Here is a 12816-nt window from a genome sequence, read left to right on the forward strand (position 1 = left end):
TCCCTCTCGCAAGAGCATAATGGAGCCGGCGAAGAAAGTCATAAAAAATGGATCATCCATTCCACTGCGGGAAAATTTAGATTAATCCATACGCCACAAGCACACAAAGGGAGGAAAGCGCGATCATGACAGGCGTCGGTCTTATCGGAACGGGCTTCATGGGCAAATGCCACGCGATCGCCTGGAACTCGGTGCGCACGGTGTTCGGCGATGTCGCACCCGTGCGGCTCGTCCATCTCGGCGAGGCCAATGCCGAACTTGCCACGCGCCGCGCCGATGAGTTCGGCTTCGAAAAAGGCTCGGGCGACTGGCGTGCCGTCATCGCGGACCCTGAGGTGGAGGTCGTTTCACTGGCCACGCCCAACCAATTCCACCCGGAAATGGCGATCGCCGCACTTGAAGCCGGCAAGCACCTGTGGTGCGAAAAGCCGATGGCGCCATCCTTCGCGGAAGCCGAAGCGATGCTTGCCGCCGCGCGCAAATCCGGCAAGGTTGCAGTGCTCGGCTACAACTACATCCAGAGCCCAGCGATACGCCAGATCCGCACGCTGCTCTCCGAAAACACCATCGGCGCGGTCAACCATCTGCGTATCGAAATGGACGAGGATTTCATGGCCGACGCCGACACGGCCTTCGGCTGGAAGCACGCCGCGACCTCCGGCTATGGCGCGCTCGACGATTTCGCCGTCCATCCGCTGTCGCTGGTCCAGACCCTGTTCGGGCGCGTCAGCCGAGTCATGTGCGACATGGCAAAACCCTATGCCGAGCGGCGCGTCGAAGGTGGTGGAAGTCGCGCGGTCGAGACCTACGACATAGCCAGTGCCTTGATGCATCTCGAAAACGGCGTATCTGGCACCTTGCTGGTCAACCGTTCGGCCTGGGGCCGCAAGGGCCGCATCGCCGTGCAGATTTTCGGCTCAAAAGGTTCGATCCTGTTCGACCAGGAGCGCTTCAACGAATTCCAGCTTTATGTGACCTCGGATCGTCCGACTGAACAAGGCTACCGCACCATCCTCGCCGCACCCGTTCACTCACCCTACGACCGCTTCGTGCCCGCCCCCGGTCATGGGCTGGGCTTCAACGATCTCAAGATCATCGAATGCCACGAGCTTATTGCTCGCATTGGCGGCAGGCCGGCCAATATCATCGAGTTTGACGAGGGGCTGGAGATCGAGCGCACCGTGCATGCCATGGCGCGATCCTTCGAGGAAGGTCGATGGGTGGCGGTGCGGTAGTTAGAGCCCCTCTCCGTCTCGGCTTCGCCGAGCCACCTCTCCCCGCAAGCGGGGCGAGGAACCGCTACCCGCCGATGTCGCGACACTTCCTAGGTCGACGCATAGCAGAACCTGGGTTCCTCGCCCCCGCAAAGCGGGGGAGAGGTGGCGCGCGAAGCGCGACGGAGAGGGGGAATCTCTCGCGTGTGCTTGAAGGAGAATATTAAACCCCGATCACGCTGCTCCCGAACGCATGGCTATCATATCGCCCCGCACCTGCCGGCGCTGCTCGACGGCGTCAGCCAGACCACGCAGAACCGTTTCCGTCGTTTCCCAGTCGATGCAGCCGTCGGTGATGCTCTGCCCATAGACAAGCGGCTTGCCCTCGACCACATCCTGGCGGCCAGCGACCAGATTGCTCTCGATCATCAGCCCGATGATGCGATCGTCGCCGGCGGCGACCTGGGCCGCCACGTCGGCTGCGACCTTCGGCTGGTTTTCCGGCTTCTTGCCGCTGTTGGCGTGGCTGACATCGATCATCAGCTTCGGCGCAACGCCGATGCGCGAGAGTTCCACGCTGGCAGCCTCGACGCTGGCCGCATCATAGTTGGGTGCAAGCCCGCCGCGCAGGATGACATGGCAGTCCTCATTGCCGGTGGTCGCGGCAATGGCACTGCGCCCGCCCTTGGTCACCGCCATGAAATGATGCGGCTGGGCTGCCGATTTGACGGCTTCGGCGGCGATCCGCAGATTGCCGTCGGTGCCGTTCTTGAAGCCGACGGGGCAGGAAAGTCCGGACGCCAGCTCGCGATGTATCTGGCTTTCGGTCGTGCGCGCGCCGATCGCGCCCCAGGAGACGAGGTCGGCGATATATTGCGGCGTCGTCATGTCGAGGAATTCGGTGGCTGCCGGAAGGCCGAGATTATTAACGGCGGCCAACACGTTGCGCGCCAGCCTCAGCCCCTTGTCGATCTGAAAACTGCCGTCGAGATCGGGATCGTTGATCAGACCCTTCCAGCCGACCGTCGTGCGCGGCTTCTCGAAATAGACCCGCATCACGATCTCGAGCCGGTCTGACAATTCCTCGCGCAGCGCCACTAGGCGACTGGCATAATCGACCGCAGCAACCGGGTCGTGGATCGAGCACGGACCGACGACCACGACGAGCCTATCGTCAGTGCCCGTCAGCGCGGCATGGATGGCATTGCGCGACGCGGTGACGGTCTTCGTCGCCGTCAACGTGCGCGGTATCTCCTGCATCACCTCGTCTGGTGTGCTCAGTTCCTTGATTTCCTTGACCCGGAGGTCGTCTGTGGTGGTCAACACGGCTTTCTGCTCCTGATTTTAGGAGACCTGCCGGCAAAAACAAAAAAGCCGCCAGGTCTGGCGGCTGTTCGGATTTTGATGCTGCAATCTTAGATCGAGCGCAATCCTCCCGCCGCCAGCGAGCTGCAGTAGCTAAAGTACCAAAACGAGGCGGCCAGGTGGATCATGCGCGCTATTTAACCGAAGCCGCGGGATTTGTCACGCACGATGATTACTCGCCGATAATACCCGGCACATTCTGGTCGTAGTCGACCAAAGCGCCGGTCATGACGCCGGATTGAGGCGACAGCATATAGGTGATCAGGCCGGCCATCTCATGCGTCTTGACGAGCTGGCCCATTGGCGCGGCAGCCTCGGCTTTCGCCAGCCAGTCCGGCGCCGCATCGTGAAACTTCGCCTGCGTCATCGCCTCGCCCGGCGTGTCCATCCAGCCCGGCATCACCGCGTTGCAGCGGATGCGGTTGCGGCGATAGGCGTTGGCGACGTTCTTGGTCAGCGTCGCCAGCGCGCCCTTGCTGGCGGAGTAAGACGACAGGAACGACTGGCCGCCATGCACATTCACTGACAAGACATTGACCATCGAGCCGGGCTGGCTGGTTTCGAGAAGATGTTTGACCAAACCCTGCATCAGGAAGAAAGGGCCGCGCACATTGATGGCGAACATCTCGTCGAACATTGCCGGCGTGGTTTCGACCAGCGAACCGCGCGCCGCCGAGGCGGCCGCATTGACCAGCGCGTTGAGGCTGCCGAACCGCTTCACGCCGGTCTCGACGGCGGCCAGGCAGGCAGCCGGATCGGCAAGATCGGCGCTGACGAAGATCGCTTCCGCGCCGCGCTTTTCAAGTTCGGCAACTGCCACCCTGCCCTTGTCTTCGGAGCGGCCAAGCAGCACGAGCGCCTTGCAGCCCTCCTCCACCAGTTGCCGCGCCACCGCCAGCCCGACGCCCTGCGCGCCGCCGGTGATCAGGGCGTTCGTGCCGGCATTACGCATTGTCAGGTCGGACATCACGGTTCCCTTCAATCCTTGCTTTTCAGGCGGATCATCTTGCCTTCCTTGGCCGATTTCAGCGCCGCATCGGCCAGCGACAGTGCGATCAACCCGTCGCGGCCGCTGGGCGAAGCCTTCTTGCCCTTGCTCATCGCCTCGATGAAGGCGGTGATCTCATTGGCATAGGCTTCGGTGTAGCGGGTCATGAAGAAGTCATGCAGCGGCGGGCGCGTATAGCCCTTGCCATTGGCGATCTCGATGGAAACGGGCCGCTGGTTTTCCGCCGCCACCATGCCCTTCGAGCCATGCACTTCGATGCGCTGGTCGTAGCCATAGGTTGCGCGGCGCGAATTGGAGATGACGGCTTGCTTGCCAGAGGCGGTTTCGAGGATGACGCTGACGCTGTCGAAATCGCCGGCCTCGCCAATCTTCTTGTCGACCAGCACCGAGGCATGGGCGCTGACCGAAACAGGCTCCTCACCGAGCAGAAAACGCGCCATGTCGAAATCATGAATAGTCATGTCGCGAAAAATACCGCCGGAGCGCTTGATGTAATCGACCGGCGGCGCGCCGGGATCGCGCGAGGTGATCGTCACCATCTCGACATCGCCGATTGCGCCGTCGTCGATCGCCTTGCGCACGGCGGCGAAATGCGGATCGAAGCGGCGGTTGAAGCCGACCATCAGGGTAGCGCCAGTCTTTTCGACCACGGCCAGGCATTTTTCCACGCGCTTGACGTCGAGGTCGATCGGCTTTTCGCAGAAGATCGCCTTGCCGGCCTTGGCGAAGCGCTCGATCAGGTCGGCATGGGTGTCCGTCGGCGTGCAGATGATGACGGCGTCGATATCGTCGGCTTTCTCGATCTCGTCGATCGTACGGATGGCGCAGCCATAAGCGCCGGCGAGTTCCTTCGCCGCCTTTTCAAAAGCGTCGGCAACGGCAACCAGCTGCGCCTGCGGGTTGGAAGCCACGGCCTTGGCGTGAACCTTGCCGATACGGCCCGCACCGAGCAGGCCAAAGCGAACTGTCATGATAACGCCTCATCTTGAAGTGCGGCCCGGATCATCCGGGCCGTAGGAAATGGAAAGAGCCGCATGGTTCCTCACATGGCATCACGCGGTCAATGATCGGGATGGTCGCGCCCTATGCTTCTCCCTGGCGGCGGCTTACGCTCAAGAGCGGAACGTAAAGACCATTCATGATCATCATTGAAATTTTTATTCCATGTTCGTCCATGTCCGTCAAGCTGTTCCAGATCGCCATGCACACCCGGTTCGACGCCGCGTCCTTGGCCTTCCCAAAGTGCAGTCGAAAGTATTTCCGGCGGAATTATTGACAACCGACGGCGCCTTCAACGTGATTTAACTATCAGCTTTAGGTGATTTACCTCCTGTTGCAGGCCAATTCCGCTTGCATTACTCTGATATTTCCGCGCGGCTCATTCAATCCACCGCGCGACGGAAGATCAGCAGAAATTCCTTGAATTCTTGGCGTTCTCACTCGTCGAAAATCACCTCAGTTCTTTAAGGAGTGACGGCAATGTTTCGTGTCCTTTTTGCAATTTCTGTTTTGCTGACTTTAGCCTGTTCGGCCAAGGCCGAGATCCAGCCCTTCCCGGCCAACTTCAAGATCGAGGAGATCGCAACGAACGGCGCGACCATTCATGTCCGTGTCGGCGGAAGCGGCCCTGCGGTCGTGCTGCTGCATGGCTACGGCGAGACCGGCGACATGTGGGCTCCGCTGGCTGCCGTTCTGGCGCGCGATCACACGGTGGTCGTGCCCGACCTGAGAGGGCTCGGCCTGTCGTCCAAGCCTGCCGGAGGATATGACAAGAAGACGCAAGGCACCGACGTCGCCGGCGTGCTCGACGCCCTGCACATCGACAAGGCCGACGTGGTCACGCACGACATCGGCAACATGGTCGGTTACGCCTTCGCCGCCGAGAACCCGCAGCGGGTGACGCGGTTCGTGCTGATCGACGCGCCCCTGCCCGGCATCGGCCCGTGGGAGGAAGTTCTCAAAAATCCGCTCCTTTGGCATTTCCGCTTCGGCGGCCCGGACATGGAACGGCTGGTTGCCGGGCGCGAGCGCATCTATCTCGACCGGTTCTGGAACGAATTTTCCGCCGACCCTGCCAAATTCGATGAAGCGTCGCGCGTTCACTATGCCGAACTTTACGCGCTGCCGGGCGCGATGCATGCCGGCTTCTCGCAATTCGCTGCCTTCGATCAGGACGCCATCGACGACAAGGCGTTTCTTGAAAAGGGCGGCAAGCTGAGCATGCCCGTGCTGGCGATCGGCGGCGAGAAATCCTTCGGCCCGATGATGGCGACGATAATGCGTTTCGCCGCGAGCGACGTAACGGAGGGCATTATCCCGAACTCGGGACACTGGATCATGGAAGAAAACCCGGACGCCACCATCGAGATGGTGACGGCCTTCCTGTCAAAGAAACAATGACCCGAAGCCCCTCGGCTCAAACCGCGATCGGCGCGCGAATGCTCGCGTCGGCGACGTAATTCTCAAGCCGGAAATCCTCGAAGCGGAAGGCAAACAGGTCGGTCACGTCCGGGTTGATCCACATCGTCGGCAGCGCCTTGGGCGTGCGTGCCAACTGCTCGCGCGCCTGCTCGAAATGGTTGGAATAGAGATGCGCGTCACCCAGCGTGTGGACAAAGTCGCCGGGCTTCAGCCCGGTCACCTGCGCCACCATCAGCGTCAGCAGTGCGTAGGAGGCTATGTTGAACGGCACACCGAGAAAGATGTCGGCCGAGCGCTGGTAGAGCTGGCAGGAAAGCTTGCCCTCCGAGACATAGAACTGAAACAGGCAGTGGCACGGCGGCAGCGCCATGGCGTCCACCTCGGCCGGGTTCCAGGCCGAAACGATCAACCGGCGTGAATTGGGATTCTTGCGTATCTGGGTCAAGAGATTGGCGATCTGGTCGATATGTTCGCCATTCGGCGCCGGCCATGACCGCCACTGCGCGCCATAGACCGGACCAAGATCGCCGTTCTCGTCGGCCCATTCGTCCCAGATCGAAACGCCGTTATCGGTCAGATACTTGGTGTTCGTGTCGCCGGCCAGGAACCACAGAAGCTCGTGGATGATCGACTTCAGATGCAGCTTTTTCGTCGTGGTGACGGGAAAGCCCTTCGCCAGGTCGAAACGCATCTGGTAGCCGAACACCGAACGCGTGCCGGTGCCGGTGCGGTCGCCACGGTCCACGCCGGTTTCGAGAACATGCTTCAGGAGATCAAGATACTGGCGCATCGCTTCCGCATCGATTCGGGACTTTTCCCGATCATAGCGCAAGCCCGGTTATGCGAGAACGCAAAAGCACTAGGCATTTTCGCTTATGCAGCAAAAACGCATCGAAAGAAAAAACAACGCTGTTTCGATGGGATATCGCGAGCTTCGCAGCTAGGTGCTGCCCCTCATCTGCCTGCCGGCATCTTCTCCCCGTAAACGGGGAGAAGAAAGAAGCTCGGCCTTAAAGAGAGCCGAGCTTTCCGAGATCCTTGGCGGCGAGGTAGTAAAAGGTCACGCGGCTCTTGGTGTTGTCGGCGGACATCGCCTTGCAGACCTTTTCCACGGCAGCGCTTGCCTTGGCATCGTCGGTTACACCGAGCTTCTTGGCGATCCAGTTCGCCTTGACGCGGTCCAGTTCCTTGGGGTCGGTGCACGACACCAGCGACGAATCGCGGTTTCGAAGCGCAATGCCCAGATGCTTCACGATCTTTTCGACCACGGCGGCATCGGCGCCGGCATCATACTTCTTCACGTCTGCAAGGTAATCGGCCATGAAATATTCCCCTCGTCGAACAACAGGACTTCGCTCGATGAGGTCGCAGAATCACAACCTTGCGTTTCCGGCACTTTCCTCACCGTCGAAAAGCTTGGTTTTAACGCGCGCGCCTGTCAAGCACTTTGAATGTAAGTGGATTCCGGCGAATGCGGCCTTCCCTTTGCCGCGATCCCTCCCTATATTCGGCCCGTCAGCTTGACTGACTATGGTGATAAACAGGCGATGCAATAAGCCGTTCGGACCCGGGGGCGGTACCCGGCGCCTCCACCAAAAACCGCTGCTCAGATAGGAGCGGTTTTTGCTGGGGGCGAAATAGGATCGACGAAGGTGTAAAGATCGTACTTTTGCCCGGCATTGTACCACCGTTATCGGGCTAAACTTGTAGTTGCAAACGACAACTATGCGGAAGCACGTCTCGCTGCGTAAGCAGTGCGATAGCTTCAAATTAAGCCCTAGAGGTTCGCACTTCTAGGCGGGGTCCGGAGGCACCTGGCAACAGAAGCCTCCACTTCTCCCCCTTTTTCAAACATCCCTCGCCTGCCCGGCTCGTCGTCGCATGCACTCGCCCTTTGCATCGCCACGCTGTGCGGGCATTCCCCTTTGCAAAAGAGAGTTTCGACCATGCAGACAGATTGCGACCGCTTTTTCGTCCTCACCGGCGGACCCGGCTCGGGCAAGACGACGCTCATCGAAGCGCTGCGCGCAGCCGGTTATCGATCCTCCGTCGAGGCCGGGCGCGTCATCATCCAGGACCATATGGCGATTTCCGGGCCTGGCCTACCGTGGAACGATCCCGCCCTTTTCGCCGAACTGATGCTGTCCTGGGAAATGCGCTCCCATGCCATCGCCATGCAGGAAACCGGCCCGGTCTTCTTCGACCGCGGCGTACCGGACGTCATCGGCTATCTCCGGCTCACCGGACTGCCGGTGCCGGCCCATATCGAAAAGGCGGCGGAAGCCTTCCGCTACAACCGCAAGGTTTTTGTTCTCCCGCCCTGGCCGGAGATTTTCCATCAGGATGCGGAGCGCAAGCAGGATCTGGATGAGGCGCGGCGCACCTATGAAGCGATGGTCGAGACCTATGCCGAATACGGCTATGAACTGATCACCGTACCGCCGGCGCCGGTTCAGGAGCGGCTAAGCTTCGTGCTCGCTAAAGCTGGATTTTGACCAGCAACGGCTCGCCGGGCGATCGCAGGCCCAAAGCCTCAGCTCCTTTGCAGAGCGAGATGCGCGCCAAGTCCGACGAGCAATGCACCGCCCGCGCGCTGCATGAGGCGCTGCGCACGGCTCGAGCGCCTTAGCCGCGTTATCGCCGCGCCCGCCAGAAGCACGCACATGACATCAGCCGACGAAAACATCACATTGACGATCGTGCCGAGAAGAATGAACTGCACCCAGATGGGGAACGCGGCTGAAGCATCGATGAACTGCGGCAGGAACGCCAGGAAGAAGAGCGCTGTCTTGGGATTGAGAACCTCGACGGCAATGCTCTCCATAAAGGCGCGCCGCCCGGATTTCGGTTCGATGCCGGGCATAGCGGCCTCGTCTTGCGACTTGGCGCGGAACAGCGATATGCCGAGCCAGACCAGATAGGCGGCGCCGGTGAATTTGACCGCCAAATAAAGCACCGGGACGGCGTGGAAGAGAACGGACAGCCCGGCAGCGGCCGCAATGACATGGATGTAGCCGCCAAGGTGGATGCCGAAAGCAGCCATCAGGCCCGCCCATCGGCCGCGTGCCAATGTCTGCGCCGCGGCATAGAGCATAGCCGGACCGGGTATGTAGGCGAAGATCGCCGTGGTCACAAAGAAAGCGATCAGCAGTTCGGTCGATGGCATTTTCCTGCTCCCGGCTGCCAGGTCACGACGGTAGGCGCTGACTATAGGTAACGCTTTGACGCGTATTGCGGCAAAAGTCGATGGTCACGGACATCGGCACTCTTACGCGACATGAAAAAGGCCGGGAACAATCCCGGCCTTTTTCTTTGCTCGTATGTGATCCGAACTATTCCGCCGGCGCTTCCGCCACCGTCCGGCCACGGCCGAGCGTCAGTTGGGTCAGGCCGAGCGCTATCACCGCGCAGATGGCGATACCGAAAACCATCGGCAAAGGCGTGCCGTCGAAGAAGAGGCCGGCAACCCCCATGGCGGCTGCACCGATGGCGAAGTGAAGCGTGCCCATCAGGGCCGAGGCCGTGCCGGCGATCGTGCCATGCTCTTCCATGGCCAGCACCGAAGTACTCGGGATGACCAGGCCGACGAAGCCGTAACCGACGAACAGGAGTGCTGCCATCACGTCGAGACGGTCGACGCCGGTCGACATGATCGCCAGCAGAACGACCATGGTCGTAGCGTAGCCGGTCACCGCGACACGCACCACACGCCGCAGCCCGAACCGCTCCGACAGGATTCCCGTCAGCTGCGACATGCCGATGAAAGCGACCGCGTTGATCGAGAAGAACAGGCTGTAGACCGACGGCGACAGCCCGTAATGGTCGATTAGGATGAAGGACGAGCTCGACAGATAGACGAAGAAGCTCGATATCGCGAAACCGGCAATCGCCGTCAGCCCAAGGAAATTGCGCTCGCCCATCAGGAACCGATAGGCCGAAAGCGCCGTGCCGAAGGAACTGCCGGCGCGCTCTTCTGCCGGCCGGGTCTCCGTGAGCGAGGTTGCCAGAAGCACCATTGCCAGCACTGCGGCACCTGTCACCGTCCAGAACACGGCGCGCCAGCCAAGGCTTTCTATCACGAGGCTGCCGGTCAGCGGCGCCAGGATAGGTGATACCGAAAACACCAGCATCAGCAGCGACATCAGCTTGGCCGCTTCGGTGCCGGTGTACAGATCGCGCACGATGGCGCGTGGTACCGCCATGCCGGCGCTGGCGCCGAGGCCCTGCAGGAAACGGAAAGCGATCAGCCATTCTATGCTGGGGGCGAGTGCGGAACCGACGCCGCCGATTATGAATAGCACGAGGCCGCCATAGAGCGGCAGCTTGCGGCCGACCATGTCGGATATCGGGCCGACGATGAGCTGGCCGAAGCCCATGGAGAGAAAGAAGATCAGCAGGCTCATCTGCACCGCACTGGTGCCGGCGTTCAGATCCGCGCCGATGGAGGGCAGAGCGGGAAGATACATGTCGATCGCGAAAGGGCCGATCGCTGACAAAAGTCCGAGCACGACCGCGAGGCGGAGGAATTTGGGTGTCATCTGCTTGCTGCTTTCGGAGTGTAGGCATCGGATGATCCGGCGCCGTCTCATCCCGCCAATCACGCCGCCACTCCTCCCATGGAACGGCGTTGACGGTATCTGTCCATAAATTTAGACACGCTTGTCTAATTCGTCAACCACACCTATATTCTTTTTTCAATGAAAGAGAACCCGTTTCCCCATTTCCCCGCCGCGCGCGGCCACTCCGCCAAGCGGACATCCATATTGGAAGCTGCAGCACGTGTTTTTTGCCGGGAGGGTTTTACGGGTGCCAATATCGACCTGATCGCGGCAGAAGCCGGCGTATCGCGCCAGACGGTCTATAATCATCACGGCGACAAGGAAAATTTGCTGCTCGCCGTCATCAAGGACATCACCGACCGGTCCAATGCCGGGCTTTTCGCGACACTGGCGACCTTTCCCGACCAGCCCAAGGATCTGGAAGCGGAGCTGATCGCCTTTGCCGTGCGGCTGAACCAGAACTGCATCTGCAGCAAGGACGGAAAATTCCTGCGCAAGCTGATCGAGAGCGAAGGCGAGCGCAATCCCGAACTGTTTGCCGGCTGGCGCGACGAAGGCCCGCTGAAAACCTGGTCGGCCCTTGCCGCCCGCTTTGCCCGGCTGGCTTACTCCGGCCATCTCGAGATCGACGATCCCGATGTCGCCGCCCGCCAGTTTCTCGCCCTCATCAACGCCGATCTGCAGCTGCAGGCCATGTTCGGCGAAATCGCGACCGACGAGCAGATCCGCAGTGCCGCCACCAATGCGGTGCGGACTTTCCTGCGCGCTTATCGTCCACGGGTAGAAAAGCCTGCGCCGGCACACGTTTCAGCATAGATTCCACAGTCGCAACTTCGGCTGGCCCAGATAGATCGGCGCTATATGCGGTTTACGACAGCCGCAAGCTTGATTACAGCTATGCAGTCGATTCACCGGAACTGCATTTGCACATGGCCGAAGACCACATCCGCTATGATATTCTCGCCCAGGAGGCATTGCGCGGCGTCATGCGCAAGGTTCTGGCGGAAGTCGCGCGCACCGGTCTGCCGGGCAGCCACCACTTTTTCATCACCTTCCTGACCGGCGCGCCGGGCGTTCGCATTTCGAGCCGCCTGCGCGAACGCTATCCCGAACAGATGACGATCGTGGTGCAGTTCCAGTATTGGGACCTTAAAGTCACCGACACCGGTTTTGAGATCGGCCTCTCCTTCTCCGACGTGCCGGAAAAGCTGGAGATTCCCTTCTCCGCCGTGCGCGGCTTCTATGACCCGTCCGTCAATTTCGAGCTTGAATTCGACGTCAAGACCGACGGTCTGGCCGAAATCGCCGAAGAAGAGCCCGCTCCGGTCGAGAAAAAGGCCCCTGCCCGGCTTCAGCCTGCCGCTTCCGCAAAAAGCGAAGGCAAGAAGAAGGATAAGGAAAAGGAAGTCACGGAGCCCGCCGACGCCGATTCCGCGCCCGGCAAGGGCGCCGAGGTCGTTTCGCTCGACGCCTTCCGCAAGAAATAACGCCGCGGGTTTTAAATGGCGGAAATCGTTAATCTTCGCCAGGCCCGCAAACACAAGGCGCGCGCCGACAAGGAACGCGCGGCTGAACAGAACCGCGTGTTGCATGGCCGCACCAAGTCCGAGAAGACCGAGGCAAAGCAGTCGTCCGAAAAGGCGGTACGCTTCATTGATGGCCACAAGCGCGAGCGCCCCGACGGGAACAGCGGCAAGTGAGTCTTGTCGAGAAGCGCTCCGTGACCATACGCGGTCACCGCACCAGCTATTCGCTCGAAAAGCCTTTCTATGACGACCTGCTGACGATCGCCACGGAGCGCGGCATCGCACTCGCCGCCCTTGTTGCGGAAGTAGACGAAAGCCGTCCACGCGAAGCAAATTTGTCGTCGGCACTCAGGCTTCATGTGCTGGAATGGGCCAAGCAGCGGACGAAAAGCCGAGGAGGACAAGCCATGTACGGATTGATCGGCCGGATGACCGCGCAGCCCGGAAAACGCGACGAACTGCTATCCATCCTGACGGAAAGCAGCGATGCAATGCCCGGCTGCCTGAGCTACATCATCGCCCTCGACCCCGCCAATGACGATGCGATCTGGATCACCGAGGTGTGGGACAGCGAGGCCAGCCACAAGGCGTCGCTGTCCCTGCCCGCCGTCCAGGCCGCGATCGGCAAGGCACGCCCGCTCATCGCCGGCTTCGACAATCGGACGGAGACGAAGCCGGTTTCGGGATACGGCCTCGCCGGCAAGCGCTGATTGAAGGCGCAC

The 12816-nt window shown here is 60.8% G+C and carries 14 protein-coding genes, 1 other RNA gene and 1 pseudogene; 9 read left to right on the top strand and 7 right to left on the bottom strand.

What is annotated here, in order from left to right:
• Positions 1 to 125: 125 nt before the first annotated feature.
• Entirely contained in the window at positions 126 to 1235 is a 1110-nt protein-coding gene (locus tag G6N74_RS07675; RefSeq protein WP_165116015.1) for a Gfo/Idh/MocA family protein, read from the top strand.
• Positions 1236 to 1448: 213 nt separating this feature from the next.
• Here the strand turns inward: G6N74_RS07675 and G6N74_RS07680 are convergent, their stop codons facing one another.
• From G6N74_RS07680 to iolG, 3 genes are all read right to left on the bottom strand, one after another.
• Positions 1449 to 2540, bottom strand: coding sequence for a 3-deoxy-7-phosphoheptulonate synthase (locus tag G6N74_RS07680; protein WP_165116017.1), 1092 nt, complete (start codon positions 2538 to 2540; stop codon positions 1449 to 1451).
• Positions 2541 to 2751: 211 nt separating this feature from the next.
• Positions 2752 to 3546: an SDR family oxidoreductase gene (locus G6N74_RS07685; RefSeq protein ID WP_165116019.1), complete on the bottom strand. Its 795-nt coding sequence runs from the start codon at positions 3544 to 3546 to the stop codon at positions 2752 to 2754.
• A gap of 11 nt (positions 3547 to 3557) precedes the next feature.
• Positions 3558 to 4559 carry an inositol 2-dehydrogenase gene (gene iolG / locus G6N74_RS07690; RefSeq protein ID WP_165116021.1) on the bottom strand — a complete coding sequence of 334 codons (1002 nt, stop codon included), beginning with the start codon at positions 4557 to 4559 and terminating at the stop codon, positions 3558 to 3560.
• A gap of 508 nt (positions 4560 to 5067) precedes the next feature.
• Here iolG and G6N74_RS07695 point away from each other — a divergent pair.
• Positions 5068 to 5988: an alpha/beta fold hydrolase gene (locus G6N74_RS07695; RefSeq protein ID WP_165116023.1), complete on the top strand. Its 921-nt coding sequence runs from the start codon at positions 5068 to 5070 to the stop codon at positions 5986 to 5988.
• 16 nt (positions 5989 to 6004) lie between these two features.
• On the opposite strand, the gene G6N74_RS07700 is transcribed toward G6N74_RS07695, so the two are convergent.
• Complete coding sequence (locus tag G6N74_RS07700; RefSeq protein WP_165116025.1) at positions 6005 to 6799, bottom strand: thymidylate synthase; 795 nt, start codon at positions 6797 to 6799, stop codon at positions 6005 to 6007.
• A gap of 220 nt (positions 6800 to 7019) precedes the next feature.
• Positions 7020 to 7331, bottom strand: a complete 312-nt coding sequence (locus G6N74_RS07705; protein WP_165116027.1) for a DUF2853 family protein — start codon at positions 7329 to 7331, stop codon at positions 7020 to 7022.
• A gap of 153 nt (positions 7332 to 7484) precedes the next feature.
• On the opposite strand from G6N74_RS07705, the gene ssrA reads away from it, so the two are divergent.
• Together ssrA and G6N74_RS07715 are read left to right on the top strand one after the other, a co-directional pair.
• Positions 7485 to 7844, top strand: a transfer-messenger RNA (tmRNA) gene (ssrA, locus tag G6N74_RS07710).
• A gap of 111 nt (positions 7845 to 7955) precedes the next feature.
• A complete protein-coding gene (locus tag G6N74_RS07715; protein ID WP_165116029.1) occupies positions 7956 to 8504 on the top strand; it encodes an AAA family ATPase in 549 nt (182 codons plus the stop codon).
• A 38-nt stretch (positions 8505 to 8542) separates the two neighbouring features.
• On the opposite strand, the gene G6N74_RS07720 is transcribed toward G6N74_RS07715, so the two are convergent.
• Both G6N74_RS07720 and G6N74_RS07725 read right to left on the bottom strand, forming a co-directional pair.
• The gene (locus tag G6N74_RS07720; protein WP_165116031.1) at positions 8543 to 9175 is read right to left on the bottom strand and encodes a LysE family translocator; all 633 of its coding nucleotides are present in this window, start codon (positions 9173 to 9175) and stop codon (positions 8543 to 8545) included.
• 166 nt (positions 9176 to 9341) lie between these two features.
• Positions 9342 to 10547 carry a multidrug effflux MFS transporter gene (locus G6N74_RS07725; protein WP_165116033.1) on the bottom strand — a complete coding sequence of 402 codons (1206 nt, stop codon included), beginning with the start codon at positions 10545 to 10547 and terminating at the stop codon, positions 9342 to 9344.
• Between the two features lie 159 nt (positions 10548 to 10706).
• On the opposite strand from G6N74_RS07725, the gene G6N74_RS07730 reads away from it, so the two are divergent.
• From G6N74_RS07730 to G6N74_RS07750, 5 genes and pseudogenes are all read left to right on the top strand, one after another.
• On the top strand, positions 10707 to 11384 hold the full coding sequence (locus tag G6N74_RS07730; RefSeq protein WP_165116035.1) for a TetR/AcrR family transcriptional regulator: 678 nt from the start codon (positions 10707 to 10709) through the stop codon (positions 11382 to 11384).
• A 113-nt stretch (positions 11385 to 11497) separates the two neighbouring features.
• On the top strand, positions 11498 to 12055 hold the full coding sequence (locus G6N74_RS07735; protein ID WP_165116037.1) for an SspB family protein: 558 nt from the start codon (positions 11498 to 11500) through the stop codon (positions 12053 to 12055).
• 15 nt (positions 12056 to 12070) lie between these two features.
• On the top strand, positions 12071 to 12268 hold the full coding sequence (locus G6N74_RS07740; protein WP_165116039.1) for a DUF4169 family protein: 198 nt from the start codon (positions 12071 to 12073) through the stop codon (positions 12266 to 12268).
• Positions 12265 to 12474: pseudogene (locus G6N74_RS07745) on the top strand (ribbon-helix-helix domain-containing protein); the annotation flags it as partial. The gene G6N74_RS07740 and the pseudogene G6N74_RS07745, both read left to right, overlap by 4 nt.
• Positions 12475 to 12501: 27 nt before the next feature.
• The gene (locus G6N74_RS07750) at positions 12502 to 12804 is read left to right on the top strand and encodes a putative quinol monooxygenase (protein ID WP_165116785.1); all 303 of its coding nucleotides are present in this window, start codon (positions 12502 to 12504) and stop codon (positions 12802 to 12804) included.
• Positions 12805 to 12816 lie beyond the last annotated feature (12 nt).

The sequence above is a fragment of the Mesorhizobium zhangyense genome (genome assembly GCF_011045115.1).
GTDB lineage: Bacteria > Pseudomonadota > Alphaproteobacteria > Rhizobiales > Rhizobiaceae > Mesorhizobium_M > Mesorhizobium_M zhangyense.

What these genes read in the sequence shown, in the direction of transcription:
- G6N74_RS07675 (WP_165116015.1), top strand. Translation starts at nt 126, where the DNA reads ATGACAGGCGTCGGTCTTATCGGAACGGGCTTCATGGGCAAATGCCAC.
- G6N74_RS07750 (WP_165116785.1), top strand. Translation starts at nt 12,502, where the DNA reads ATGTACGGATTGATCGGCCGGATGACCGCGCAGCCCGGAAAACGCGAC.
- G6N74_RS07740 (WP_165116039.1), top strand. Translation starts at nt 12,071, where the DNA reads ATGGCGGAAATCGTTAATCTTCGCCAGGCCCGCAAACACAAGGCGCGC.
- G6N74_RS07685 (WP_165116019.1), bottom strand. Translation starts at nt 3,546, where the DNA reads ATGTCCGACCTGACAATGCGTAATGCCGGCACGAACGCCCTGATCACC.
- G6N74_RS07725 (WP_165116033.1), bottom strand. Translation starts at nt 10,547, where the DNA reads ATGACACCCAAATTCCTCCGCCTCGCGGTCGTGCTCGGACTTTTGTCA.
- G6N74_RS07730 (WP_165116035.1), top strand. Translation starts at nt 10,707, where the DNA reads ATGAAAGAGAACCCGTTTCCCCATTTCCCCGCCGCGCGCGGCCACTCC.
- G6N74_RS07720 (WP_165116031.1), bottom strand. Translation starts at nt 9,175, where the DNA reads ATGCCATCGACCGAACTGCTGATCGCTTTCTTTGTGACCACGGCGATC.
- G6N74_RS07715 (WP_165116029.1), top strand. Translation starts at nt 7,956, where the DNA reads ATGCAGACAGATTGCGACCGCTTTTTCGTCCTCACCGGCGGACCCGGC.
- iolG (WP_165116021.1), bottom strand. Translation starts at nt 4,559, where the DNA reads ATGACAGTTCGCTTTGGCCTGCTCGGTGCGGGCCGTATCGGCAAGGTT.
- G6N74_RS07695 (WP_165116023.1), top strand. Translation starts at nt 5,068, where the DNA reads ATGTTTCGTGTCCTTTTTGCAATTTCTGTTTTGCTGACTTTAGCCTGT.
- G6N74_RS07700 (WP_165116025.1), bottom strand. Translation starts at nt 6,799, where the DNA reads ATGCGCCAGTATCTTGATCTCCTGAAGCATGTTCTCGAAACCGGCGTG.
- G6N74_RS07705 (WP_165116027.1), bottom strand. Translation starts at nt 7,331, where the DNA reads ATGGCCGATTACCTTGCAGACGTGAAGAAGTATGATGCCGGCGCCGAT.
- G6N74_RS07735 (WP_165116037.1), top strand. Translation starts at nt 11,498, where the DNA reads ATGGCCGAAGACCACATCCGCTATGATATTCTCGCCCAGGAGGCATTG.